The 25,743-nt window shown below is 47.3% G+C and carries 24 protein-coding genes; 6 read left to right on the top strand and 18 right to left on the bottom strand.

Annotation, left to right across the window (positions count from 1 at the left end; genetic code table 11):
* Position 1: 1 nt before the first annotated feature.
* From EQP46_RS00805 to EQP46_RS00845, 9 genes are all read right to left on the bottom strand, one after another.
* Entirely contained in the window at positions 2-739 is a 738-nt protein-coding gene (locus EQP46_RS00805) for a DUF1365 domain-containing protein (RefSeq protein WP_129491831.1), read from the bottom strand.
* The gene (locus EQP46_RS00810; RefSeq protein WP_129491832.1) at positions 736-2,022 is read right to left on the bottom strand and encodes an NAD(P)/FAD-dependent oxidoreductase; all 1,287 of its coding nucleotides are present in this window, start codon (positions 2,020-2,022) and stop codon (positions 736-738) included. The genes EQP46_RS00805 and EQP46_RS00810 overlap by 4 nt, the downstream gene beginning before the upstream one ends.
* Entirely contained in the window at positions 2,019-2,750 is a 732-nt protein-coding gene (locus tag EQP46_RS00815; RefSeq protein ID WP_129491833.1) for an SDR family NAD(P)-dependent oxidoreductase, read from the bottom strand. Before EQP46_RS00815 ends, EQP46_RS00810 begins: the two co-directional genes overlap by 4 nt.
* Positions 2,747-3,214, bottom strand: a complete 468-nt coding sequence (locus EQP46_RS00820; RefSeq protein WP_129491834.1) for a nuclear transport factor 2 family protein — start codon at positions 3,212-3,214, stop codon at positions 2,747-2,749. Before EQP46_RS00820 ends, EQP46_RS00815 begins: the two co-directional genes overlap by 4 nt.
* Positions 3,211-4,662, bottom strand: coding sequence for a deoxyribodipyrimidine photo-lyase (phrB, locus tag EQP46_RS00825; RefSeq protein ID WP_129491835.1), 1,452 nt, complete (start codon positions 4,660-4,662; stop codon positions 3,211-3,213). The genes EQP46_RS00820 and phrB overlap by 4 nt, the downstream gene beginning before the upstream one ends.
* Complete coding sequence (locus EQP46_RS00830) at positions 4,659-5,579, bottom strand: MerR family transcriptional regulator (RefSeq protein ID WP_129491836.1); 921 nt, start codon at positions 5,577-5,579, stop codon at positions 4,659-4,661. The genes phrB and EQP46_RS00830 overlap by 4 nt, the downstream gene beginning before the upstream one ends.
* An 11-nt stretch (positions 5,580-5,590) precedes the next feature.
* Positions 5,591-6,547 carry a YbgA family protein gene (locus EQP46_RS00835; protein WP_129491837.1) on the bottom strand — a complete coding sequence of 319 codons (957 nt, stop codon included), beginning with the start codon at positions 6,545-6,547 and terminating at the stop codon, positions 5,591-5,593.
* Between the two features lie 164 nt (positions 6,548-6,711).
* Positions 6,712-7,716: a peptide antibiotic transporter SbmA gene (gene sbmA / locus EQP46_RS00840; protein ID WP_129491838.1), complete on the bottom strand. Its 1,005-nt coding sequence runs from the start codon at positions 7,714-7,716 to the stop codon at positions 6,712-6,714.
* Positions 7,717-8,001: 285 nt separating this feature from the next.
* Entirely contained in the window at positions 8,002-9,522 is a 1,521-nt protein-coding gene (locus EQP46_RS00845) for an EAL domain-containing protein (RefSeq protein WP_129491839.1), read from the bottom strand.
* 592 nt (positions 9,523-10,114) lie between these two features.
* On the opposite strand from EQP46_RS00845, the gene EQP46_RS00850 reads away from it, so the two are divergent.
* Positions 10,115-12,295: an EAL domain-containing protein gene (locus EQP46_RS00850; protein WP_129492168.1), complete on the top strand. Its 2,181-nt coding sequence runs from the start codon at positions 10,115-10,117 to the stop codon at positions 12,293-12,295.
* A gap of 48 nt (positions 12,296-12,343) precedes the next feature.
* Here the strand turns inward: EQP46_RS00850 and EQP46_RS00855 are convergent, their stop codons facing one another.
* The 3 genes from EQP46_RS00855 to EQP46_RS00865 all read right to left on the bottom strand — a co-directional run bounded on the left by EQP46_RS00855 (position 12,344) and on the right by EQP46_RS00865 (position 13,955).
* The gene (locus EQP46_RS00855) at positions 12,344-12,895 is read right to left on the bottom strand and encodes a YaeQ family protein (RefSeq protein WP_129491840.1); all 552 of its coding nucleotides are present in this window, start codon (positions 12,893-12,895) and stop codon (positions 12,344-12,346) included.
* A 12-nt stretch (positions 12,896-12,907) separates the two neighbouring features.
* Positions 12,908-13,240 (bottom strand): GIY-YIG nuclease family protein, encoded by a 333-nt coding sequence (locus EQP46_RS00860; protein ID WP_129491841.1) that lies wholly within the window; start codon positions 13,238-13,240, stop codon positions 12,908-12,910.
* Between the two features lie 73 nt (positions 13,241-13,313).
* Positions 13,314-13,955: a YceH family protein gene (locus EQP46_RS00865; protein ID WP_129491842.1), complete on the bottom strand. Its 642-nt coding sequence runs from the start codon at positions 13,953-13,955 to the stop codon at positions 13,314-13,316.
* A gap of 303 nt (positions 13,956-14,258) precedes the next feature.
* Between EQP46_RS00865 and EQP46_RS00870 the strand changes: the two genes are divergently transcribed.
* Complete coding sequence (locus EQP46_RS00870) at positions 14,259-14,681, top strand: bactofilin family protein (RefSeq protein ID WP_129491843.1); 423 nt, start codon at positions 14,259-14,261, stop codon at positions 14,679-14,681.
* 131 nt (positions 14,682-14,812) lie between these two features.
* Positions 14,813-15,247, top strand: a complete 435-nt coding sequence (locus EQP46_RS00875; RefSeq protein ID WP_129491844.1) for a DUF3069 domain-containing protein — start codon at positions 14,813-14,815, stop codon at positions 15,245-15,247.
* Positions 15,248-15,330: 83 nt separating this feature from the next.
* Here the strand turns inward: EQP46_RS00875 and ppiC are convergent, their stop codons facing one another.
* The 3 genes from ppiC to nhaD form a co-directional block, all read right to left on the bottom strand.
* On the bottom strand, positions 15,331-15,612 hold the full coding sequence (gene ppiC / locus EQP46_RS00880; protein WP_129491845.1) for a peptidylprolyl isomerase PpiC: 282 nt from the start codon (positions 15,610-15,612) through the stop codon (positions 15,331-15,333).
* Between the two features lie 83 nt (positions 15,613-15,695).
* Positions 15,696-16,148 carry a dCMP deaminase family protein gene (locus EQP46_RS00885; RefSeq protein WP_017011106.1) on the bottom strand — a complete coding sequence of 151 codons (453 nt, stop codon included), beginning with the start codon at positions 16,146-16,148 and terminating at the stop codon, positions 15,696-15,698.
* A gap of 147 nt (positions 16,149-16,295) precedes the next feature.
* Positions 16,296-17,723: a sodium:proton antiporter NhaD gene (nhaD, locus tag EQP46_RS00890; RefSeq protein WP_129491846.1), complete on the bottom strand. Its 1,428-nt coding sequence runs from the start codon at positions 17,721-17,723 to the stop codon at positions 16,296-16,298.
* 828 nt (positions 17,724-18,551) lie between these two features.
* On the opposite strand from nhaD, the gene EQP46_RS00895 reads away from it, so the two are divergent.
* From EQP46_RS00895 to EQP46_RS00905, 3 genes are read left to right on the top strand one after another with little or no spacing between them, the layout of a single operon-like run.
* Positions 18,552-19,520, top strand: a complete 969-nt coding sequence (locus EQP46_RS00895; RefSeq protein ID WP_129491847.1) for an ABC transporter substrate binding protein — start codon at positions 18,552-18,554, stop codon at positions 19,518-19,520.
* 14 nt (positions 19,521-19,534) lie between these two features.
* Complete coding sequence (locus EQP46_RS00900; RefSeq protein ID WP_129491848.1) at positions 19,535-20,446, top strand: ABC transporter permease; 912 nt, start codon at positions 19,535-19,537, stop codon at positions 20,444-20,446.
* A complete protein-coding gene (locus tag EQP46_RS00905) occupies positions 20,443-21,237 on the top strand; it encodes an ABC transporter ATP-binding protein (protein ID WP_129491849.1) in 795 nt (264 codons plus the stop codon). Before EQP46_RS00900 ends, EQP46_RS00905 begins: the two co-directional genes overlap by 4 nt.
* A gap of 113 nt (positions 21,238-21,350) precedes the next feature.
* Here EQP46_RS00905 and viaA read toward each other — a convergent pair whose 3' ends face one another.
* The 3 genes from viaA to EQP46_RS00920 all read right to left on the bottom strand — a co-directional run bounded on the left by viaA (position 21,351) and on the right by EQP46_RS00920 (position 25,656).
* A complete protein-coding gene (gene viaA, locus EQP46_RS00910) occupies positions 21,351-22,799 on the bottom strand; it encodes an ATPase RavA stimulator ViaA (RefSeq protein WP_129491850.1) in 1,449 nt (482 codons plus the stop codon).
* Between the two features lie 8 nt (positions 22,800-22,807).
* Positions 22,808-24,442: an AAA family ATPase gene (locus tag EQP46_RS00915; protein ID WP_129492169.1), complete on the bottom strand. Its 1,635-nt coding sequence runs from the start codon at positions 24,440-24,442 to the stop codon at positions 22,808-22,810.
* Between the two features lie 362 nt (positions 24,443-24,804).
* Complete coding sequence (locus tag EQP46_RS00920; protein WP_129491851.1) at positions 24,805-25,656, bottom strand: sulfurtransferase; 852 nt, start codon at positions 25,654-25,656, stop codon at positions 24,805-24,807.
* Positions 25,657-25,743 lie beyond the last annotated feature (87 nt).

A 25,743-nucleotide genomic window follows, 5' to 3' on the forward strand; every position in this document is an offset into this window, starting at 1 on the left:
GTTACTCCTTAACCTGAGCCGGATGAGAATAAAACGGTGCGCCTTTAATCCAGAGCTTCAATGCTTGCCAATAAATGGAAGCCACCACTTTTACTGTCATCACCGGTGTCTTAACGATGAGTTTGCTGAGTTCTTTTGATGTGAAAGGCTTCTTTGTTAGCGCAAGCGTTGCATCAAATTCCTTCTCGCCGCGGTGTGTTTCTAAGTGCACAAACGCGGTTTTGTCCAAAGGACGAAGCTTCCACACGTATTTTTGATCGACGGGATTAAACGGGGAGACATGAAACGCTTTATTGTTCTCCCAACGTTTGCCCGCAGGAATCGCGTAATAATGACGCTGATTCCAAGGTGTATTGCTGACCTCGGCAAGAATGTATTGCCATTGGTCATTTTCGTCATACAGGTAGTAAAAATTCACAGGGCTAAAATAGAGCCCGAAATACCGCAGGTGACAGAGCGCGAAAACTTTTCCCTCGACGCGCTTGCCGGTTAACGCATGAACCTTGTCTTGTACCGCTTGTTTGGTGTCTACGCGCCCTTCCATGTAGTCAGGACGGTGAAACGTTGCCACGCCCCACTTTCTTAACGAAAAGCCACGCACGTTTTGTACCAATGCATCTAGCTCATCAAGATCAATCATGGGCATGAACATGGGATAGGTGAATCCGTGCTCAACCGGCGTAAAACGACGGTGACGAACGCTGCCTACAAACAGACCGCTGTTGGCGTCTGTGTTCATGACGCGCTCCTTAGTGGAACGGGTAGATCGTTAATCGCGCTAACAACGTCTAGTCCGCTTCTTACGCCGTCTTCATGGAATCCGTTGTACCAATACGCACCGCAGAACCATGTGCGATCAATTCCGTTTACCAAATGACGTTCTTTTTGTGCATCGATGCACTTTTGGTCGAAAACCGGGTGCGCATACACAAACTCACGGAGCACTTTTTCTGGCGCAATATGGTCTGTTTGATTGAGGGTGACACAGAAGGTCTCTGGCGCATCAATCCCTTGCAAGATGTTCATGTCATAGGTCAGGGCCGCAGGTCGATCTTCCCGTCCATCACTGGCACCTAGGTGGTAATTCCAGCTTGCCCATGCGGCTTTGCGACGTGGCAATAAGGATTCATCAGTGTGCAGCACCACGTCGTTATCTTGGTAATCGATCGCGCCGAGAATGGCTGACTCATCTTTGCTCGGGTCAATGAGCATTTTTAGCGCTTGATCGCTGTGACACGCAAAAATCACATGATCAAATCTCTCAATGCCTGTATATGTTTCAATGACTACATCGTGTGATGTGCGTTCAACGCGAAGTACTGGCGTGCTCAAGCGGATTGAGGATTCAAACGCCGGCACCATTTTTCTTACGTATTCACGAGAACCACCTGGGATCACATACCACTGTGGGCGATTGGTGACATCCAGCAAGCCGTGGTTTTGGAAGAAACGCAGGAAGAACTTGAGAGGAAACGCGCGCATATCTGACAAGGTGGAAGACCAAATCGCCGCGCCCATCGGAAGAATGTAGTTCTGGCAGAAGTAGTCGCTGAATTTGCGGCTTTCGAGAAAATCGCCCAGCGTTTGCTCAATCAATGGATCGCCGTGGGTTGCGATGGAATGCGCTTCTCTGGCTTCTTTATTAAAACGCAAGATTTCTCGGATAAACAAGTAGAACTTTGGATTGAACAGATTACGCTTTTGCGCAAACAAAGAGGCCACGCTGTGGCCATTGTATTCAAGGCCGTTGTCTTCGTTGCGAACACTGAAGCTCATTTCAGAATCTTGACCCGTGATACCAATGTCGGCCATGAGTTTCTGGAAGTTTGGGTACGTGCGATCGTTGAAAACAATAAAGCCTGTATCAATGGCGTATTTGCCGCTTTCAACTTCAACGTCGACGGTCGCTGTGTGCCCGCCTATATAATCGTTGGCTTCGAACAGCGTGATGTCGTGGTTTTTGTGTAGGTAATGCGCACAGGTAAGACCTGAAATACCTGAGCCGATGATTGCAATTTTCATTGTGCATTCCTTGTTATTTTTTTAACGAGCGCAAACTGACATGCCATTGGCAAAGTGGCTAAGAACTTGAGTATGTAACTGAATTTTTTCGGGAAATGCACCTCGGCTTTTCTTTTTTCTAAGCCTTGGCGTATTGCGAGCGATGCTTCCTCAGATGAGACCATCATAGGCATAGCGAAATCGTTTTTGTCCGTGAGCGGTGTTTTTACAAACCCCGGCGAGACAAGTGACACCGTCACTCCTTTTGGTTCTAAATCCACGGAAAGTGAGCGAGAAAGATAAGATACCGCCGCTTTTGACGCGCCGTAGGCTTCGGCTCGCGGCAAACCGAGGTAAGCGGCTGTAGAGCCCATTAGCGCAAGGTGTGTGCCGTCAGTAAAGCGTGCTTGTAGCGCTTCAATGCAATTCAAGATGCCAAACACATTGATGTCGAAAACACGTCGGAACAAGGTTACGTCAATACGACCTTCTTCGATGTATTCGCACGTGCCTGCATTTAGGATGATTAAGTCGAAGCGCTCAGTTTGAGATGACAGAGCACGTTTGGTGTCATCCAAATCGGTGGCGTCAAAGCGCAATGAAGTGACATTGTCACGCTCTAAGGCAAGTGCATCAATGTGCTGTGTGTTGCGGCCGCAGCCCACGACATGCCAGCCATTTTCAGCATAGTCTTTCGCGAGCTGTAGGCCTATGCCCGATGAAGCGCCGGTGATTAATACGCGTTTCATTGGCCTAACCTCTTTTTGATCATTTTGACCGCAGACCCCAACACTGGCAGCGCTTCATACAGCATTTCACCTAAGTCAAAAAAGTCGCGGTGCATCACCACGCGCCCTTCTTTCAATCCCAACTTGGTACACCCTTTAACGGCACGCTCTGCACCGCCTTCAAGCTTGGGATGCGACAACGTCATGGTCCAACTGATAAAGGCAATGTCGCCATTTACAGCGTGATCATGAATTTCGAAACGGCAGTCCGTCACGTTGGTGTACATGGTGTCGAAATAGCGCGCGAGGTTGTCGTACCCCTCTATGCGGTGTGCAGGGTCTTCGAAGACAACATCGTGACTGTAAATCGCGTCCAGCGTATCGAGGTTGTCTTTACGCAAGGCCTGATAAACATGAATAAACCGTTCAAGCGTTGCCGCTTCTGAGGAATAAATGTGGTCTGACGTTGCAGTGCTTTGCATCATGATTCAACCCTTTGTTTGGACGGTCCCGACTTCGCCGTTTCGAACATTTCAATCGCTTTTTGACGTGCAAGTTTATGGTCAACAATGGGTTTCACGTATGACAGCTCAATGCCATTTTTTTCCGCCCATTTATGCGGTTCATGTATCGACTTGTCTGGAACAGTTTCTAATTCTTTCAACCATCTACGGATGAATCTCGCATTGGGATCAAACTTCTTGCCCTGCGTGGTTGGGTTAAACACTCTGAAATAAGGTTGGGCATCCGTGCCTACAGACGCAGACCACTGCCATCCACCATTATTGGCAGCGAAATCGCCATCAATAAGCTTCCAGTTAAAGTAACGCTCACCCCATCGCCAATCGATGTGTAAGTCCTTAACAAGGAAACTGGCAACAATCATTCGCAGGCGATTGTGCATCCACCCCGTTTCATTCAACTGGCGCATGGCGGCATCAACGATGGGATACCCGGTTTTCCCCTGCTTCCAACGCTCAAACAACAGCTCGTCTCGGTTCCACGCGATGTTGTCTGTCCATTCGAGGAAGGCTTTTCCGCGGCTGATCGCAGGATAGGTAGCCGCAATGTGTTGGTAGAATTCTCGCCAAACGATTTCAGACAACCAAACGTTCGCCCCGCCGGTGCCTTTCTCTAAGCAATCTTTCGACTCCAGCATTAATCGTGCAATACATTGTCGCGGTGAAATAGCCCCTATCGCGAGGTAAGGTGATAACTGGCTGGTGGCCGGAATGGCGGGAAAATCGCGCAAATTTTCATATTGTTCGACGCGATAGCGACAGAAATCACGCATGCGTTGAATGATGGCGCTGTCATCTACAGGCCAGCTGACCGAATCATCTTGGTGATAGTGCAGTTCTATCTCACCTTGCCCTCTCAGCATGCTTGAAGTGATAGAACACGCTGGCACAGGCTCGGGCGACGCCAGAGGTGCAACACCATGTAAGGCGAGTTTTGCTATCCATGTTTTCTTAAAAGGCGTGAAAACGCGATACATGGTTCCTGAGCCATTCGTCACCGTGCCAGGCGCGAAAACGCACTTATAGTCATACGCATGGAAGCTTGTCCCTGTGAGACTCAATAAACCCGCAATGGCGTTATCACGGTTAATCTCATCAATTTCATGGTCCCGCGTGCAATAGACATCCGAGATTTGATATTGCTGACAGAGCTGCGCAATCAGGGGATTGATGTCGCTGTAGTAATTCGCACAATGCACCATCAACGGAATGTTCAGCGCTTCGAGCTCAGTACGTAATACGTGCAGACGACGACGAATCAAATCAGCCTGAATGGGAGCGTTGCAGTACCTTTTCCACTGTAAAGGCGTTTCATAGTACACTGCGATAACCGACTCGCCAGACTTACACGCTTCCGTCAGTGCAAGGTTGTCCTTTACGCGCAGATCTCGCCTAAACCAAACCAATTTCATTGAAATTGCTCCCTTTCACTTTTTTCACTTACCGATGAACTCGACGCCTTCTCGGCATGTTGAGTTTTTGAGGTGGTGAACAAATCTGAATGAATAACGCGGCACTTCCCCAGCAAAGACACAGACACAAGTTCTTCGTCGGCGATGGTGACGACATCGCGTTTCATGGATGCTGACAGTGCAACCTCAGAAAAAATAACTAACTCCTTGGTATCGCTGTTTTTAATCGTTTTCACCAAAGAAATAAGATTAGAATCAAGCCCTTCTATAGTTGTGACGGCGTAACCTTTTGATTGATAGTTGAGCGCTTGTCCATAGAAAAGGTGCAAATCATTCATAGACGTCGACACCAACACACAGTGTTTTTTGCTCGGTGCTTTCTGGCCCAATTGAAAACAGCGCAACAACTCATGGCGCAACGCCGTTAACCAAGTATTTAAACAAAGGCCTATCACGTCAGATTTCTGCTCAGAGAAGAATGCTGTCAGCGGAATAAACAGGTTTCGTTCTAACACTGTAATGGGATAGTGCTTGGTGAGTTCAGACAGCAGACGCTTCAATCGCGGCACGTCAAAATCCATCACTGCTTTTTTGAGCTCATCGGCTTCCCTCGCCATTTCAGTATCAGACGAGGTGTTGGGTGTGAATGTCTCATCGTTAAGTAGCGCTTTTACTTGTCCCACAGGTACACCACGATCGAGCCATTTAAGAATGTTATTGATGAGCGCCACATCCTTGCTTGTGTACATGCGATGACCTTTGGGCGTTCGCTGCGGCTTTAACAAGCCGTAGCGACGTTGCCAAGCTCTCAGCGTGACGGTGTTAACCCCCGTCACCTCTGAGACTTCTCCAATAGAGAGCAACGGCTTTTCATCCGAAAGGTTGTTCTCTATGACGTGGTCGTTTATCGCTTTCATACCCAGCTTCCTCACAGCCCGTAACGGAGTCTTAGGCTGTCTGGATAAGGATGGAGGTAGCTTTGTCGCGACAAGTATTCATCCGGATGCTGTTGCAAGTGGTGATTGATCAGCGTCAATGGCGCGAGTAATGGCATTTCACCCTTACGGTATGCATGGATGAGGTTTGAAAGCTCTGCTTTTGAAGATTTATCTAAATCACGTTTGAAGTACCCCTGCAGGTGCATAAGCACATTGGTGTTGTTCTTTTTGCTCGCACAGTGAGCAATGGCTTTCATGAAACGATTGCGGTATTCGATGTAGAATTCATCGATGTCATGATCGGCAATGTTGGCAACGAACTTACCGAGGGATTTGTATTCTGTTGGGCAATGCGCCATCAGCACCAATTTATAGCGGGAGTGAAACTCAACCACGGCACGGCGCGTAATGCCCTCGGCCATTGAGTCATGTAGATCTTTTAACGCAAACACACGAAACACAAAATTCTCGCGTAATACTGGATCGTTCAAACGGCCGTCTTCTTCAACGGGCAACCAAGGCATGCGTTCCATCAGTTGTTTGGTATACAGACCAACACCGCTTTTCTCAGACGCGGCATAACCGCTTTCTTTGTACACCTTTACACGTTCCATGCCACACGTTGGCGACTTCGCGCATACGACATAGCCACACAGATCCATGCTCGCTAATTGTTCCGTCTTCTTACGGCTGAAGGCTTCCATCTTTTCAGTGTGGTCAGCAGCGCTGTCTTTGGTTTCTACCAAACGGATGCCAATTTCGTCTCTGTCCAACAAACGAATGGTTGGGCGAGGAACTGACATGCCAATAGCGACTTCAGGGCAGACAGGCACAAACTCTACATACGGCAACAATTCTTTCGCCACAAAGTGGCTGCGCTTATGACCGCTATCAAATCGGACCTTCTCTCCGATGACACAGGCGCTTACACCTAATTTAATGCTCATCACACATCTCCCTGTTGTACATGCTTTTCTATTTGTACAACTTAGATAAGAAAAAAGATCACTCTTGTACAAAATTTTTTATGTGTACAGTTTAGTAATAGCAAAACGCCCCGACATTTACATGGCGGGGCGTAACAGTTTTCTTACTAATTTTTAATGTGTTATTAGTCAGTAGCGGCTGATTTTTCCGCTTTTATCGCGAGATCAATTTCTTGTTCAAAGGCCTTCAGACGCTTGTGAATCGACATCAACTCAACAATGGTCTTCCAAGAATTCACCAAAAACTGGAACGATTCTTCCACCTTGCCAAAGGCACGAACGATTTGTTGGAGCACGCCCAGCGTGATCACACCAGAAATAATGGTAGGACCCAGTGCGATGTAAGGCACAATCACAGTGCCCTGCAGATAGGACCATTTTGCGATATCGAAATATAAATAGTGCTTATACAGGTTGAAGTAGTTTTTACGGACATTGGCAAACAGCTCACTCAGCGTTTCTGGCTCCGCGCGATTTTCATAATCTTCACCGTAAACCAGCTCTTTACGGTATGCCGCTTCAACTTTCTGATTCTTAAACTCAAGCCCTGGCAGTTTAATCCCCACCACAGCCAGCAACACGGTACCGAACAACGCCGAAATGATGGCGATGTAGACAAGAGAGTGCTCTACAGGCCCAATCCAAGGCAATTCAGTCACATTCTTACTGAGTTCCCAAAGTATTGGTAAGAAGGCCACCAGCGTCATCAATGAGCGCATAAATGCCACACCCAAGGTCTCAACAATGCCAGCAAAACGCATAGTGTCTTCTTGCACACGTTGGGATGCACCTTCTATATGGCTGATCTTGCTCCAATGCGAGGTATAGTAATCATTCATCGCGGTACGCCAGCGGAACACATAGTGACGAATGAAAAAGTCGAGTACGACCGCAACGGTGATGTAAATTGTCGCGATTTTCAGGAAGGTTAAACACGACGAGAGGTATTCTTCAAACGTGACTGAGTTGGGCGTAGCAAGCGCCTGTTGAATCAAGTTATAGAAAGAACCAAACCATTCATTGATTTCTACATCCAGTTCCACTTTGTACCAAGTCACATACAAGATAAGCGCACTACCGAGGATGGACCAAAGAAACCATCGCTTATCCAGAAAGAAAGACTTAAACATCCACACATCCTTAATTTTTTGTGTCATTCGCTCTTTGAGTCGTAAAACCACAAAGAGTTTATTCGCGCATTCCTAGTTGAACGATTTTCGACCGAACATATTTCAATTCTAGACGGAATATTCGGGAATAACATCCAGTTAACAATTTGATCTTATTGATAAATGTATCAAATTAGAGGGTCGTTGACGACTGTGTTTTCGAGGAAGAGTACGGCATACGCGGAATTCAGGAGATAAATATACCCAAACGACAACAACAGCGTTTGGGTATAGATCGAGTATTTGCTAAATGGCTAACCCACTGTTCTCAGAAATATCTTGGCTCAACACGAATTGTTTAAACGCGTCGAACGGAATCGGATCAGCAAAGTAGGAGCCTTGAAGCATTTCTACACCGTTATTAATCAGGTGCACCGCCTGCGCTTTTGTCTCTATCCCTTCCGCAACGACATGCAGGTTAGACTCTCTCGCAAACGCTAGGATTGACCCTAGAATGTTATTTTTAAACTCAGTAAGACCGATGCCCGTCACGAACATGCGATCGATCTTAATCGTATCAATGTTTAACGTATGAAGGTAAGAGAACGCGCCGTAGCCCGTCCCGCAGTCATCCAATTTGATGGAAATGCCCTTCGCCGTTAAAGCTTCAATACAGATGGCCGCCTTTTTCAAATCACTGAATTTGGTGCGTTCTGTGATTTCTAAAGACAACACATGCGGATCGAGCCCCGCGCATTCAATTTTATTGAGCAGTTTTTCAGCGGTGTCCCACTTCTCTAAGTAGCTCGGAGACACATTGATACTGACAAAGAAATCCTTTGGTAACGAGACCGTGGTGATATCTGCCAAAACATTGTCGATGAGCTGATCGGTAATTTTATCTATCGCCCCGTTTTGCTCAGCGATAGGAATAAAAGAGTCTGGCGGAATAAATTCGCCACTGTCGGCTAACCAGCGCACCAGCACTTCGGCGCCCACGACTTTATACTTGTTGCCTTCGGGCATCACAATCGGCTGATAGAAAGGCACAAGCGCGTTCGACTCAATCGCTTCATTGAGCAAACCGCTCAAGCCTTTACGATCGGATGTGTTTAATTCCACACCAACGGCGAGAAGCACACCAAACAACACCACCAAAATGGAGAAGAGATCGACCAAATCGCCCACCAAGAACTCAACACCGCGCTGGTTGATATAGAGCTTCACACCCATGCCATTATCGAGCGTGCCATTAAATGCTTCTTTGTAAGGTTCTTCCGTGCGCTCATAGAGCTGAACATCTCGCCCACTGACATCCACCGTCATGAACAGACAACTGTTACAGTTCGTGAGGAAGTTTCTAGGCTGCTGAAACGCAAATCGCAGCATGCCATCTTGGCTGCTGAATCGCATTTCTTCGAATTGATTGCCACTCAGAATGAGCGAGACATTGCCAAATTTGAGTTGATCGTGATCTGGAAACACCATTAACGGTCTGCCAGCATGGTCATTGTTATAAATTGAGCATGACTTTCCATTTTTAAGGTGCAAATCGACATATTCAACGAATATATTGCGCGCTTTCGCCTGACTCATAAGCTCAATGTCGCCATCATCACAGACGAACGACAATTGCTCTGACAGGCCTCTCATTTGTTCAAACCCTTGTCGATATAAGCCAGTGTATAATTGAGAAAGAACAGCAACGTCTTCTCTAATTTTTTTCTTCACCAACCAATCAGACACAGGTACTTGAGAAAAATAAGCAACTAGAACAGCAACAACAAGAATAATTAGTGCTTTAAGGTGTTTCTTGAGCCAATCCACTTAGGCTCCCACAGTTTTCCCAACAGATAGCTATAAGAATAGGACAAGTGCAAGCCTAAGCTTTGAAAAAAAACGAGACTCAAGTGAATTTTTTTTCAAACTTATGATTAGCAACCTATCTATATATCAGTAACATGCCTCGTAGGTGATACAATCACCTATTCGGTATGCCAATTTCCATGCATTCATCAGCGTTTCCTTAAAATCTCACCACGCATTTTACCATACCAAATGATGAGTTTTGGCGCTATGCAACTGATCTTAAACGCAGACACTCAAGACAGACTACGCATTATTGATGTATAGATATTCACTTTTATCACATTGCGACCATTTCTCTGCCAAAAGAGACTAAAGACAAAAATCCAACGTTTACACACCCATTTTGACCCGCAGATCCGCCTTGCGTTCGGCCCCCAAACGTCCCATTTTTAAGACTTTTTTGGCTGAACCTCACATTGCGCTTTACCATATTTGTCATAGACTTGTTACAGATACAGGTGACTCATTATTAAGGCTATCACTCTTGTTAAGCACATCAAAAGAAGACACACCCGACTTTCAAAATCCCAATGGTCCTCGATTCACTTCGATCATTGCGATTTCTATCATTTGTATGCTTATCCTGATCTCAACCTTCACGCTTTATAAAAGCGCACAATCTCGTCAGGTAGATTTACAGGGGAAAATGCTTAACGTAGAAGTGAACCGCGTTCAGCGCGCAATTGAAGTCAATCTGCAAAAGGAAGCGTATTTTCTTGTTTGGCTTGCCAACAGTTTCGAAACCGACGGTACGATAGACGGGAATTCTTGGCGCGTTGCCACTCAAGACGTCACCCGCACCTTCCCTTTTTTCTCAGGTCTTTACTGGCTTAATCTCGAACACAAGCTGCAATGGACCACGCCAACCACCTTCAACCCTAATCATTTAAAAGCAGATTGGCAGATCGCTCCGCCAGTCGGTTTAAACAAAATGCCTGTGCTGTCAAAGCTATCGACATCTGACGTCATCAGACACAGTAGCGGCGACTTATCAATTGAAATGCTTCACCCTGTAATCATTGAAGGAAATGTGGTGGGGTATCTAGGGGCAAGCTACAACATCAAAAAAATGGTAGAAGCCATCGCCACGCAATTCCTTACTGACAATCAAACCTTGGTGCTGAGTGCAGGCAGCGTGCCCTTCTTTGGTGAGTTACCTGAGAGTTTTGTCCCACTCTCGACCATGGTGGATGTCTTTGCATTAGGCGATGTGTGGCAAATGACGGTATGGCAACAATCGACCTTCGATATCGCCTATTTCTCATTACCGATGCTGATCTTCATCTCTGGCATTGTAGTGACCGTGCTAGTGGGTATTTCTTTATACCTTCTTGAAGTCAATATCATTGGTCGACGGGCAGAATCAGACACCGTTTCCATGCTGAAAGAAGAAATTTTGCAGCGTCGCGAAATGGAATCACAATTGCAGTTCACAGCAAACCATGACCCGCAAACCCATTTGCCCAATCGCTTTGCGATGGAAACCTACCTCGAGCGATCTATCCGTTCAGACCAAGACATTGTTCTGCTTTGTGTCGCGCTCGATAAGCTGCAAGAAATCAATGATATGTATGGCCATATCGTGGCTGACCAACTGCTACTACAGGCCGCCAAGCGCTTTAAAACCGTCCTGCCCCCCCACGCGATCCTAGCGCGTGTTAGTAACGATCAATTCATGGTGGCGTGTGCAGGTATGTCTCAGCTCGAAGCCGAGATGCAGGCCAATAACCTCAAAATTTGTCTCGAAGAAGAATTCTACATTGAAGACAATGACATTCTAACAACCTGCGCCATCGGCATTGCCTTTCGCTACAACAATGACTTACAGGCCGAAGAATTGCTGCGACACGCAGACACGGCGGCGCATAAAGCCAAAACCCTTAGCAGCCGAAAGGTCGTTGCCTACAACCAAACCATGCAAGAACAGCTAACGCGCAAAAAAGAACTCGAACGCGCCATTCGAAACGCGATCAATAACGACGAACTTAAACTGCACTTTCAACCCCAAGTTGACTTGCGAACCCACCAAATAGTTGGCGTGGAAGCCTTGGTGCGCTGGGAATCTGACAATGGTACGGTGATCAGCCCCGACATCATTATCCAAACTGCCGAAGAAACAGGTTTGATGCAGCGCTTAGGACACTGGGTGGTAGATACCGCACTCAAGCAATTTTCCCACATGTTAGATGAACGCTGCGCGCCTAAATGCATTGCTATCAATGTATCTGGTCATGAATTCCAAGATGGCTACTTGGCAGACTATGTGATTCGTTCTGTGACCCGTTACGACATTCCCCCTTCGCGTGTTCAAATAGAACTGACAGAACAGGTGTTTATCGAGAACTTAGAACGCAACCAACACATACTGAATCGCCTCACAACATCGGGCATTAGCTTGGCGATTGACGATTTCGGCACAGGGTATTCATCCCTCGCGTATCTTAAGCACTTCCCTGTCAACACAGTGAAGATTGACCGAGGCTTCATTAAGGATCTCCCGCAATCAAAAGATGATTTGGTGATTTGTCAGGCCGTGGTCAGTATGGCGAACTTGCTGCAATTGAAAGTGGTTGCGGAAGGTGTGGAAACGCTAGATCAGCAAGAGCTGCTTAGGAATATCGGCTGTAACTTTGCGCAGGGGCATTATTACTACACGCCAATGCCTGCGGAAGAACTGATGGTACTGCTAAAAAAACAAAGAGCCGGGCGTTTATTCCCGGCATCTAGTTAATCTCGCGTCTTTTAACGAACAGCGAACTGCAATATGCAATGCGATTCGCTATTTCGCTTCTGCTGTTTTCCAGACATCAGGTTGGATAGAAATCACCACCTCCCCGACAGAGAACCACACTTGTCCATCTTCAATGGTTGCTTGAATGGTCATGTTGCGGCCAGAAGCTGCCGCTGCCGCGTCCAGCACTTCATCCATAACATTGATCACGGTTAGGTTCTTGTACGGATGAAGTTTGTTGAGCAGTGAGGCTTTCCATGCCGCTGCAGCATTGTCACCATAAGTGAACAGAACCACCTGTTTTGACTGAGTACATGCTTTCTTGATGCGCTTGTCATCTGGCAAACCCAGTTCAACCCAAAGTTCTATTTCATCACTGTAGTTTTTGATCCACAACTCTGGCTCAGACTCGTCACAAAGGCCCTTGGTAAACTGCAAACGTTCATCAGCATACAGGGTCCACGCGAGTAATCTCAGCATAAGACGTTGTTCTGTTTCAGATGGGTGCTGTGCAAGCGTCACCGTGTGATCCATATAAACCTGACGGGTCATATCGGCCACATTGATGGATGCTTTATACACCGTTGCTTTAAGTGCCATGGTATTTCCTAATTAAATGCTGTCGTTTATTAAGACCTGAATAAGGCCATTGTCAGTACAAAGACGTTCTTTCTCTCGCTTACTCAAGCGTTTAATTTTCCACTCAAGTGACATTGCAAGCCGCTTATCCCCTACTTCGTAGGACCAAGCCAACGTCAATGGCTGTTTTCCTCGTAAATACTTTGCAGTTTTTATGCCGTTTTTCTGGTGCTCATCAAAACGCCGCGCAACATCGGTTGTTACGCCGCAGTACAGAGCGTTGTCTTTGGTTCTGATGAGATACACATGCCAAAGAGGCGCAGAAAGCGCCTCTTTACGTTCGTCGGATTGGGGCTGAGTTGTCATTGTTTGCCTGTCGTCGGCGTATTATGGTCGGCTTCAGGCTTACACGGTCAGCCTATATGAATTGTGCTATCTGTTACGAAAGGAGCGAGTTAACGAGCTCTTTCAATTCTTCCACTTCACGTTCTAATTGCTCTACACGCGCGGTCAAATCTGACGTTGGTGCTGAAGCAGGTGCGCTTTCAGCAAACACGCCAGGGCTTTGCGTTTCAGGTGTTTCCGTTCCGAATAAGTGCGTATAACGGCTTTCACGTTTACCCGGCTCGCGCGGTAATGCGGCAACATACGCTTTTTCTTGCATCACAGCCAGCACACTTTCCACTTCTTTCACGTCTGTGAATTCACACAAGCGGTTTGTGCGCGTTCTTAGCTCTCCAAGTGTTTGTGGGCCGCGCAGCAACAGCACGCAAACCATGCCGCGTTGTTGATCGGTAAACTGGAGAGAACCAAACTCAGTGTTGCAAAAACGGTGCTGATATTTCGTCACACGACTACCGAACCCTTCGAGATCGCTAATCAATCGTTTTGCTTTGAGCTGCTCAACGGCGTCGAGCACTTCTGCTTCTGTCAGAGAGTAAACCGGATCGCGGTTACTTTTCTGGTTTACGGCAGTGGTTAGGCCATTCAGGGTCAAAGGATATTGTTCAGGGGTCGTTACTTCTTTTTCAAGCAGACAACCAATAACACGTGCTTCGTACGGAGTAAGTTCAATCGCCATGATATCGCCCTATTCAGGAGTTTCCTTATAACTCGCGGTTATAGCAATCAAAACCCATCACAGCAATATGAAGCCTCGCATATTCGTAAAAAGTAAGACACGACTGACGGTATTATCACCATGTTTTGAGGAATTTAAGACATTAAGCACCATAAGTGTCGCACTGTTGTGAATTCACTTGGATGCATAAAAAATAAAGTCACGCCTCTTTTATAATTTCAGATAAAATGCCCCGTATTCTGATTTTTGTATGAAATAACCATCTCCAATCACAGGTTTGTTGTTGGAAGAAAGGAGAGAGAAATGGGACTGTTTGGTAAAAACACTGCGTCAAAACCATCAATGTCACTGATTGCAAAACAATGCCGTGTTGTCGGTGAGTTCGACTTAGACGGTGATATTCAGTTTGATGGGAAAGGCGAAGGTGCAATTCTCAATGCCCGCAATGTTGTTATCTCTTCAACCGGCCACTTCAAAGGCGATATTCACGCTGAACACGTTACCATCAACGGTCTGGTTGAAGGCAGCATCATTGCGCGTGAAGTGAATATCCTGAGCGAAGGCAAAATGAAAGGCCAAATCCAAAGTGAACAGCTCACCATCGCGAAAGGTGGTTGTCTATTGGGTGAAAACACACAGAAAGACGAACCTTCGCTGTCTGTGGTGAACGAAGAAGCATCGAAAACAAAAGCGCCTTCGTCAGATTCTAAGCAGGCGTCTGCGTAAACCATTGCTACACTATTTACCCACAACCGCTTTAAATATCATCAGTTAATCAAGATGAAACGGCTCAATGCTTGACTTCATCCAAGTGCGATATACGATGCCTGCTGATGAGCGTTATCAGGAATAAAGAGATGTCAGAACAAGCAAACGAAGCCGTAGAGACAGTGAAACTGGAAAACCTTTCAGCTGAACTGCAACAAGTGATCAAATACGAACAAGTACCCGCAGAGCTATACACTATGCTGGCGTCAGTGCATGAAGCGGCTGAAGACGTTGTTCGTGAAGCATGGGATGCACTTCCAGCAAGCGCACAGAACATTCTGGACAACTTTGAACAATTCCACGCGCTAGTTAGCCTAAGCCAAAGCTACGCGGGCATTGATTTCCTGCAAGAGTGTCAAGATCTTAAGTTTGACGACATGACGCAAGAACAAACCGAAGACTACAAAGCGACCCTGCTTGATAAGCTTCTGTTCAACTGCGTAAAAGACCTTGCTAAGCAATTGAAGCAAGCGCGCATGAAGCCAGCAATGAAGCGTGAATTCCGCGAAATCTTCCAAAAGTAAGCCTTCGTGAAAAAGAATAAAAAAAGAGGTGACAACGTCACCTCTTTTTTTATATCTGAAACAAATTAGTTGGTTACTCGTAACTAGGTACGATAAAGAACCTTGATAACATGGTAACCGAATTTAGTCTTAACGGGACCGATTGGCTCTAGCACTTTACCGCTAAATACCGCTTTATCGAACTGCGGCACCATCTGGCCTTTACGAAACTCACCCAAATCCCCGCCCTTTTTGCCTGATGGGCATGTAGAGTGTTTGCGAGCAAGATCTGCGAACTTCGCACCTTTGTTAAGTTGCTTGATGATGTCTTGCGCTTGCTCTTGATGCTTCACCAAAATGTGAAGCGCATGTGCTGTACTCGCCATGCTATATACCTTTTACTGACCGTTTTGGTTGGTGCGCGATTATAAGGAATCGCTCTAAAAAAGCGATACCGTTATACACCGCATTAGTCTTTTGTTGGCAATTCCGACAACGGTAGCCAAGTGACGTTCACGCCTGATTGCTCAAACATGTCCGCACTGATCTTAATTTTCTCGCCCCAGCGCGATAAGAAATCTTCGCTTTGCTCTGGGCAGTAAACGTGGGTAATGCCCGTTTGAATGATTTTTGCAGCACAGTTAGGGCAAGGGAAATGCGTTACCCAAATGTCGCAATCGCTTAGGTCACGCTTAGCGAACAAGATGGCGTTTTCTTCGGCGTGTAGAGTTTTAAGCAGCTTCATTTCGCGATCATCCGTCGCTGCGCTATCAGAAATACCATGCGGGTAGCCGTTGAAGCCAACGGAAACGATGCGGTTTCCCTTGGTGATCACCGCCCCCACTTGCGTTGAAGGGTCTTTACTCCAAGAGCCTACTAGCTCTGCCATTTGAAAGAATCGGACAGCCCACTTAGAGATCATTGCGTTTCCAATACGTTAACTGAATCAAGAATGCGGCTATTGTGCAAAACTGTGGCCAATTGCTCAACGAAATTTAAACAGAATACGAAAATGGCACCTCGCAAGGTGCCATTCATCAGGTACGAACTGTGTTATCTGGTTGGTGGTTTAAAACGCGCCGCCGTTTAACCACAAATGGCACAGGATGGATGCAGCGTAACCTAGCAAGATAACCGGCGCCCATTTTAAGTGTCCGAAGAAGGTGTACATCCCACGCGCTTGCCCCATCAAGGCAACACCCGCCGCAGAACCCAGTGAAAGCAGGCTACCACCTACCCCTGCGGTGAGCGTAACGAGCAACCAGTTACCGAGTGACATGTCTGGACTCATGGTAAGCACCGCAAACATCACAGGAATGTTATCAACCACAGCCGACAGCAAGCCGACAATGACATTCGCCCAAATTGGGTTCCATTCAAGGTACATGACGTTAGAGATCATGGAGAGATACCCGATCAGGCTTAAACCACCCACACACATCACGACGCCGTAGAAAAACAGGAGTGTGTCCCACTCGGCATGGGAAACGCGGCGGAACACATCAAATGGCACGACCGAACCTAGGCGTTTCAACGCAGCTTCGTCTTTTTCTGCCATAGCAATAGCACGTTTACGCGCTAACGAATTAGGCAGCGTTTTACGCAGGAAGAAGCCAAAGAATTGAAGGTAGGCCAAGCCCATCATCATGCCGATAACGGGCGGGAAATGAACTAAACCGTGGAAACCCACAGCAGTGAGGATCGTCAGCAAGAACAGCACCACGATGCGTCTTGCCCCGCGTTTCATCTCAACAAACTCTTGCACGACGTCCGGCTGCTCTTTAGGAATAAACAGAGACATGATGAACGCAGGAATGAGGTAGTTAACCACAGAAGGGATAAACAATGCGCCAAACTGGCCAAATTCGACAATGCCTGCCTGCCATACCATCAAGGTCGTGATATCACCGAACGGACTGAATGCCCCACCCGCATTAGCAGCCACAACGATGTTTACACAGGCGATATTAATGAATCTGGCATTGTCACCGCCAATTTTCATGACAACCGTGCACATCAGCAAGGCGGTGGTTAAATTATCAGCGACAGGTGAAATAAAGAAAGACAGTATGCCGGTGATCCAGAAAAGCTGACGAAGATCGTAGCCTTTACTGACGATCCAGGCTTTTAGCGCATCAAAAAGCCTGCGCTCTTCCATGGCAGCGATATACGTCATTGCCACCAGCAAGAACAACATGAGTTCCGCATACTCGAGCAAATTGTGCTCAATAGCAGACTTGGCGACATCTATTTGCCCTGCCCCTGAATAGGCAAAGCCCAACAGCAACCAAATGAGGCCTGCCGCTAAAAGTACCGGTTTTGATTTACGAAGATGCAATTGCTCTTCGAGCATGACGAGGGTGTAGGCCAAAACGAATATTAAAAGGGAGATATAGCCGACAGCAGAACTGGTTAAATCAAGATGGGTTGTGGCATCACCGCCAGACGCACCAGCACTGCAAGAAAATAGCAGTATTAGCGCAATAAAAAGCTTCATCCTTGTGCCTCCAAAGCAAACAATTTTGGGAAAATTAGTGACGAGGATGCCATGCGCACTCAAGAAGAGTTTGGTGGTGAGTATTCCCAAAAAAGCGCAATCAGCATCACTTCATTCCTTATTAGTGTTTGAATTATATCGCGAGTCTTTGACAGCAACGGAGCTCGCGTAAAGGAATGAGTATCTGTAACGGCGTTATAATAGATGCATGGAGAGATGATTGCAGAGTGATTAATGTCACTTTTCAGCCCCGAGCCACAAACATCATCATCCGTCGCAATTTATTCATAAACATCTCTGTAAATGAGAGAAAGATCGTCCAAATCATTATCGAAAAATGGTACGAAGCCAGAAATGTTCGGCGGCTACCCAACATCTACATGCACAGCCAAAGGTTTTCAGTGCATAGCCAGAGGATATTCGTTCTACACCCTTCTCTATTTACAGTGTAAAAATTGGCCATGCAATTACACACACTTCAAACTTTCTCATAAAAAGAATGGTTATCTCACAGCTTCAACATTAACAATATATCAACCTAATTATGTGCATTATATTAGAGACATATACTTGCATGTAAGAAAGCGCCAGAGGTTACGTTGGATCTGCATGCATATCCACCAGAAAAGCAGATACCGATATAAACCTTTAAATACAGTCAGTTACTTAACACTAAGCAAAATCAGGTTGGCTAAAACCCAGACAGTTAGTCTTAATCTGCAACATTACCTCCTGATTTTCCGTCAATTTTTGGATATAACAATGGATTAACACGTGACATCGCCAAGTGGCGAATTTGTTATATGTCACTCATCAGGGAGATATAAGATGAAACTATCAAAATTCTTGGTATCAGCATGCTGTGCCGCAACACTGTTCTCTACCCCTTTCACCGTTTCTGCAAAAACAGCCACGGTTGCTGTGTCCCAAATTGTTGAGCACCCGGCCCTTGACGCAACCCGCCAAGGTCTACTTGATGGACTGGCGGAGCTTGGATACGTTGATGGCAAAAACCTCGCATTCTCTTACCAAACTGCGCAGGGTAACCCTGCGATTGCCGTGCAAATCGCACGTCAATACGTCGGTGAGCAACCTGATGTACTGGTAGGTATTGCAACACCATCTGCACAAGCCTTGGTTGCTGCAACCAAATCTATCCCTGTTATTTTCACTGCTGTGACCGACCCTGTGGGTGCAAAACTGATTAAAGACATGGATAAGCCGAGCGCGAACGTGACTGGCCTTTCTGACCTGTCACCAGTGGCTCAGCATGTGGCACTCGCAAAAGAACTGATCCCTGGCATGACATCCATCGGTGTGGTTTACAACCCAGGTGAAGCCAATGCAGTCACGCTCGTTGAACTATTGCGTGAAGCGGCAGAAAAAGAAGGCTTGAAAGTGATTGAAGGTACCGCACTAAGAAGCGCTGATGTTCAATCTGCAGCGCAAATTGTGGCATCACAAGCCGATGCGATTTACGCACCAACGGATAATACAGTCGCAAGCGCCATTGACGGCCTCGTCGGGGCTGCAAACCAGGCTAAGAAGCCCGTTATCGGCGGTGCAACGTCTTACATCCCGAACGGCGCGGTTGCAGCACTGGGCTTTGATTACTACCAAATTGGTGTGCAAACGGCGGACTACGTTGCAGCCCTTATCGAAGGTAAAGCGGTTGCCGATCTTCCTGCGAAAGTCGCTGTCGGTTCAGACCTTGCGATTAACTTGAAAGCCGCACAAAAACTTGGTCTCGACGTTCCAGCTTCTCTGCTAGACCGTGCAACGACTGTAGAAAAGTAAGTCAGGAGCAGTAAATGACCTCAATTGCCTTCTTTGGCACTCTGGAAGTAGGTCTGGTTTATGGCCTAGTCGCACTGGGCGTATATCTGACTTTCCGGGTTCTCGATTTTCCGGATCTCACAGTAGACGGAAGCTTCCCAATGGGCGCTGCTGTCGCTGCCACACTCATTGTCATGGGCGTTGACCCTTGGATCTCTACCTTTGCTGCGATACTAGCGGGTGCCTGTACTGGCCTGATTACCGCATTTTTAACCGTGAAATGCGGCATATTAAACTTGCTTGCCAGTATCCTGACCATGATTGCGGCCTTCTCCATCAATATCCGCATCATGGGCCGACCTAACGTTGCGCTGCTGGGCGTAGACACCATTCTTACGCCTTTCGAGAACATGGGTATCGACCCGGTTTATGCTCGCCCATTGGTGGTGTTTGTTCTGGTTGTGCTCAGTGCGTGGTTCATCATCCGCCTTTTGAGCAGCGATTTTGGCCTTGGTCTTCGTGCAACAGGCGTCAATGGACGCATGGTACGCGCACAAGGCGCAAGCACGGCATTTTATACCTATGTGGGGCTCGCCCTTTCTAACGGCTTTGTTGGCTTCTCTGGTGCGCTGTTCGCACAAACAAACAGCTTCGCTGACGTCACTTCAGGCGTCGGCACCATCGTTGTGGGTCTTGCGGCAGTTATCCTAGGACAAACCTTGTTGCCAGGACGCAAAGTCTGGGTTGCGGTGGTTGCTGTTATTCTCGGTTCTGTGCTCTACCGATTGGCAGTCGCATTCGCACTGAGTTCAGGCATGTTTGGCTTGAAGGCGTCTGATCTCAACCTTGTCACGGCAGTGTTGGTTGCGCTCGCCTTGATTGCGCCTAAAGCCCGTAAGCACTATCAAAAAACCAAGAAGATGAAAGAAGCGGGGGTAGCAAAGTGATTGAATTAAAAGACATCCAAGTTACCTTCAACCCCGGCACTATCCTTGAGAACCGCGCATTACGCAGTGTGTCACTCACCGTGCCAAAGAACGAGTTTCTCACCATCATCGGCTCTAACGGCGCAGGGAAATCAACGCTCCTTGGCGCAGTCAGTGGCGAAACACCCATGGTGGGCGGAAGTGTCGTGATTGACGGCATCGACGTGACGCATCAACAAGTCCACCAGCGTGCCGCGCTTGCCGCACGGGTATTTCAAGATCCACTGGCAGGTACTTGTGCGTCTCTCACCATTGAAGAAAACATGGCGTTGGCATTTAGCCGTGGCTCTCGCCGAGGGTGGAGCTTGGCGCTCTCTAACAAACGCAGGGAGATCTTCAAGGAACGTATCTCTATTCTTGGCTTGGGCTTGGAAGATCGTCTGAGTGACAGCATTGGCTTGCTTTCGGGAGGTCAACGCCAAGCGGTAAGCTTAGTCATGGCCACACTGTCAGACAGTAAATTGCTGCTTCTAGATGAACACACTGCTGCGCTTGACCCGCGTATGGCAGCGTTTGTTATCGATCTCACTAAGAAAGTCATCACAGAGTTTGGCCTAACCGCATTGATGGTGACGCACTCGATGAAAGACGCCCTCGCCTGTGGTGACCGCACTGTGATGCTGCACCAAGGCAAGATCGTATTGGATGTGAAAGGTGAAGAACGCGCCGGCATGGGCGTACCTGATTTGCTCGAAATGTTCAGCCGAGTGCGTGGTGAAGAATTAGCAGACGACAGCTTGCTGCTTAACTAACGCTAAGTCTCAGACTGTTGAAACGAAAAAGACGGCATTAGCCGTCTTTTTTATCGCTTATTCATTGCTGATTCTTTGCTGGCTCATCGTCTAGTGAATGCCGAATCACTGCATTAGAAACGCTTCAACAGCCGTCCCATGAGTGACGGATGATAATCCCATACATGATCGAACATGCTCATTACCGCGGGGTTGCCGTACTTGGAAAGGTTAATGGCATGAAAGCGATTGTGCTGCGCTTTGAGTTCATCAACCTTCTGTTTTACCTCGTCCGGCTGTTCAGGAGCGATAAAATCTGAAATCACTACCAAATCCGCATTGCGGTACTTATCCGTGCCCATCAAATCCACTGAATGCGTTAACACGGGTTCGAGATCTGTGCCGCCGTGGAAACTGTATGACAGGAAGTTCAGCGCTTCTTTTAGGCCATCTTCGCCGGTGAGTTCATAACCGATATGGTCGGTTGAGAAAATCATCACACTGCAGTCTCGGTCTTCTTTCACCGCAATTTGCATCAACGCGTACGCCATGGCTTTTGCACATTGCTCAGGAAAGCCACTCATTGAGCCTGACGCATCAACACAAATCAGGAATGGCCCTTTCTCGATGTCAATTTGCTTGCTTTCGGGTTTGAAGGCTTTCACCTTTCTCAGTGAACGCTGCATACCCTGCATGCGATAGGTCAACAGGCGCTTATCGGCAAAATGTTTATAGAAAAGGATTTCAAGCGCAGGCTCAGCCAAGTAAATTGCTTCATTCGGCACCAATTTTTCAAGGTGATCGCTTTGATGAACACCCACAATGTCATCTGCGACATTGTCTGCGGGCTCTTCCACCATTTGTAGCTCTTCAGCAGGCGAACGTTGTAGCGATGGGTCATCCACGTCATTTGCCATTCGCCCAAGATTTTCAGCAATGTCTTGAAGGTCTTGATTATCCTTCAAGAAAGCCACAAAACGCTTTAGCAGAGCGACATCCGATTGCGTGACCTTGGAAGATGCTAAATCCCATAGCCGACCGGTTTTCTCCGAATCACCGTGCGCTTGAACATCTTCCAGCTCACGGTAGGTTTCCATGCGCTGATAAAGCTCTTTCAGCAGCTTTTCTTTGTGCGCCTCTAACTCTTTTTCCTGTGCAGCTTGGATAGCCGCCGCCAAGTGCTGGTACCATTTGTTGCAGAAATACGCTTGGAACATCGGCGTTTCTTGTGCGATGTTTTTCTCGATCATCCGGCGAGCTTTCAGGTAAAACGACGATTTACCTTCTAGGGATTTCATCAAGGATTTGGCGTTGTCAGTAAACGCTTGTTGGGACATAGCAACCGCTTCTTGATACGCCACTATCTCTTGTTTTAACTCATCGGTAATGCAATCGTTACTCAAGCGACGTTTCACCGAGTGACGCCATTTCCGCACATGACGCTTCACCGAGGCTTTCGCATTCGGGCTGGCTTCTGTCATCACGAGAAGCTGCGGCTTTGCCATGACTTCGGTGACCGCATGCTCCAACATGCCTGTTTCTGCCAGCATCATGCCTAGCTGTAAACTCTCCGGACTAATCATCCGTGCTCCTAAGCAAAGTATTCAGTTAACATGCGAATACGAAACGCATCTTTTTCAAACTTGGCGGTTTGTTTTTGCAACGCTTCTTCTGCATCGGTAATGCTGTTCGCCAATAGCTCCAAGAGATCCGAGTTTGCAAAGTTGTGCGGCAGTGCGGCATTTAGCTGCATTCTCGCCACACGGATCATGTGCTTCGCATCCTCTACCTTTTTAATCGCAGCGTCCGTTTTACCTTGCCATGCGTTAAAGGTTTCAGCGTCATCGTCATCAATGCCCGCAATCGCCACAGAAACAGGTCGGTTTGCGATGTCTTTAATCATCAATTCCAAATCGCCTGTCACATCAAACTTGAGCATGCAAAGGTTCGGATTTTTGTTCACGTAGCCGTAAACATCACACGCACCGTTTTTGATTTTTTTCTCGAATTCACTGGCATCGACATACACCCAGCGGCTGTCCCCTTTCTCTTTTTCAGAGACAGACGGATTCGAATCCAACATCACCAGCTTAATTAAATTATGGCTCGAATTGACGGAATAGCGGCGGGCTTTTGAAAGATCGACCAGATACTTCTCTTTGCGCATCGACACTTCAGTGCCAACATCGTAGCCAAGTGTATCGACAATGTCTTCGGCCAACTCTTTCACGTCGTCGTTCGCATCTGTCGCAACAGAGAGGGCTTCTTGTTGGTTGAAGCACACTTGCTTGGCGAATTGGCGCATCACAGCATTGACTACACTGCGTGATTCAGGGCTGTGCCAGAGACATTCTTGCAGCAACAGAAGATCAACGGGATTGACCTCATTTCGGCCATTAAAGAAGGCACTGGCTTTCAGCAATCGCACGGCCTTTTTCCAGCGACGATCAGAAATATACAGCTCTTCCGCGGGGAATGGGTGTCCGCCATCTTCGGCTTCACGCTCTAACAGAAGTTTCAGTGCGTAGATCTTTTCAAACACATCATCAGACAGCGACACGAGATCAATTTGACGCTGCCACAGCTGGTATTCCTGCGCTTTGATCGCAATGTCCGGGCCGATCTCTGCATCAGGGTCACCTTGCTCGCCAATGATCAGGCGTTTGAAATTGCCTTTCTCTTGAATACGGTTAACGAAAACGCGCACAAGCATGCGATCGTACAACGCATCGAGACCACTGTCCGCTTCGGGCAATTCGTTTGAGGCCGCAACGAGCAGGCGCATAGGAACGGGTAAGACTTCGCTGCCGTTTCTGAATACGCGTTCATTTACCACAGTAAGGAGGGTGTTAAGAATGGCTGGGCCGGCTTTCCAAATTTCATCAAGAAACACGACATCAGCCGTTGGCAGATAGCCTTCGGTTAACCTGACGTATTTCCCATTGTCTTTTAGTTCTTGAATAGACAGAGGTCCGAATACCTCTTCTGGGGTTGAAAACCGCGTCATCAAGTATTCAAAAAAACTGCTGTTATCAAAGGCCTTAATGAGGCGTTTTGCGATGTAGCTTTTTGCAATCCCTGGCGGACCGAGAAGAAAAACACTCTCGCCGCTTAATGCTGCGAGCAAGCAAAGACGAATAGTATTCTCTCGCTCATAGACTCCACTCGACAGCGCGTTTACCAGTTTCTGGATACGCTCAGGCAATAATGCATGATTTGTGGGCATAGCGATTTGATTCGTCACGGTGCTGCTCCGTTATTCCTTGATTTACCAAGAAGATGTAACCACATGTAACATATTGTTAATGCTTTGTAACCAAATAAATGGCTTACTTATTGGTATACCACTTGGGATTTGATCTCATCCACCCTTAAATCTTAGTTTTCATTTTTGCTGCATGAAAACCATTCAATACATACCTCGTATTTTCAGGACTTTTTCCAGAAAATTCGCCACAAGATCACACCACCACGCTGGGTGTACTTTTGACCTTGATACCCCCATCGAAAACACCCCTTTCGCACGATCTTTGAGTATAAAAAAGGCCTTCTATAAAGAAGGCCCAAGATCGCTGTTTCTACGAATCGCTATTGCAACACTTCAATGGGTAAACGATGATCGCCGCCCCACTCTGTCCATGAACCATCGTAGACAGCAATCACTTTTCCAATGGTGAATTCGCTTGCTAATGCCACCGTGCAGGCCGTCACGCCAGAGCCACAGGTAGTGACATTTGGTAAGTCGTTAGACACGACGGTGGCCAGTAACAAGGTCAGATCCTGAGAGGATTTGAAGAAGCCATCTTGCATAACTGACGGGAATGGCAAGTTAACGGCATTGGGCATGTGTCCACTGCGCACACCTTCTCTTGGTTCTGCCACACTGCCACTAAAGCGCTCGAAAGGACGCACATCGATCACATTGAGTGCATTCTCTGTAATACCCGCCAGCAACGCATCTCTGTCGATATAGCGTTCAGGTTGGAATGTCGCGGTGTATTCCGTTGCTTGAGGTTGAATTGGCGCAGTAGTGTCTAGATCACCCCCCGCGTTTTCCCACGCAGGCAAGCCGCCATCCAGCAAAGCGACATTTTGATGCCCCATCACTTTGAACATCCACCAGACACGCGGAGATGAGAAAATACCCGCACTGTCATACACGACAACGGTATCGGTATTGGCGATACCCAGTTTGCTCACGCTTTCCGCGAATAGCTCGGTCGATGGCAACATGTGTGGCAGAGACGATGCCTTATCTTTAATCTCGCCATCGAAATCAAAATATACCGCTCCCGGAATACGTTTCGTCTCCCACTCCTTCGCGCCGTTTCTTTCACTTCCCGGCATGAACCAGCTAGCATCGACGGTTTTGATATTTGGCGCAGAAACATTGGCTTTCAGCCAGTCCACGTTGACAATTACATCAATATTCTGGGACAAATCACTCTCCTTTGAAACGACGATCGTCAGGCGCATGGTTATGAGTTAGCATAGCGCCGACACTCAATTGAGTCGCATTAAAGACGC

The organism is Enterovibrio baiacu (assembly GCF_004120195.1).
Taxonomy (GTDB): Bacteria; Pseudomonadota; Gammaproteobacteria; order Enterobacterales; family Vibrionaceae; genus Enterovibrio; species Enterovibrio baiacui.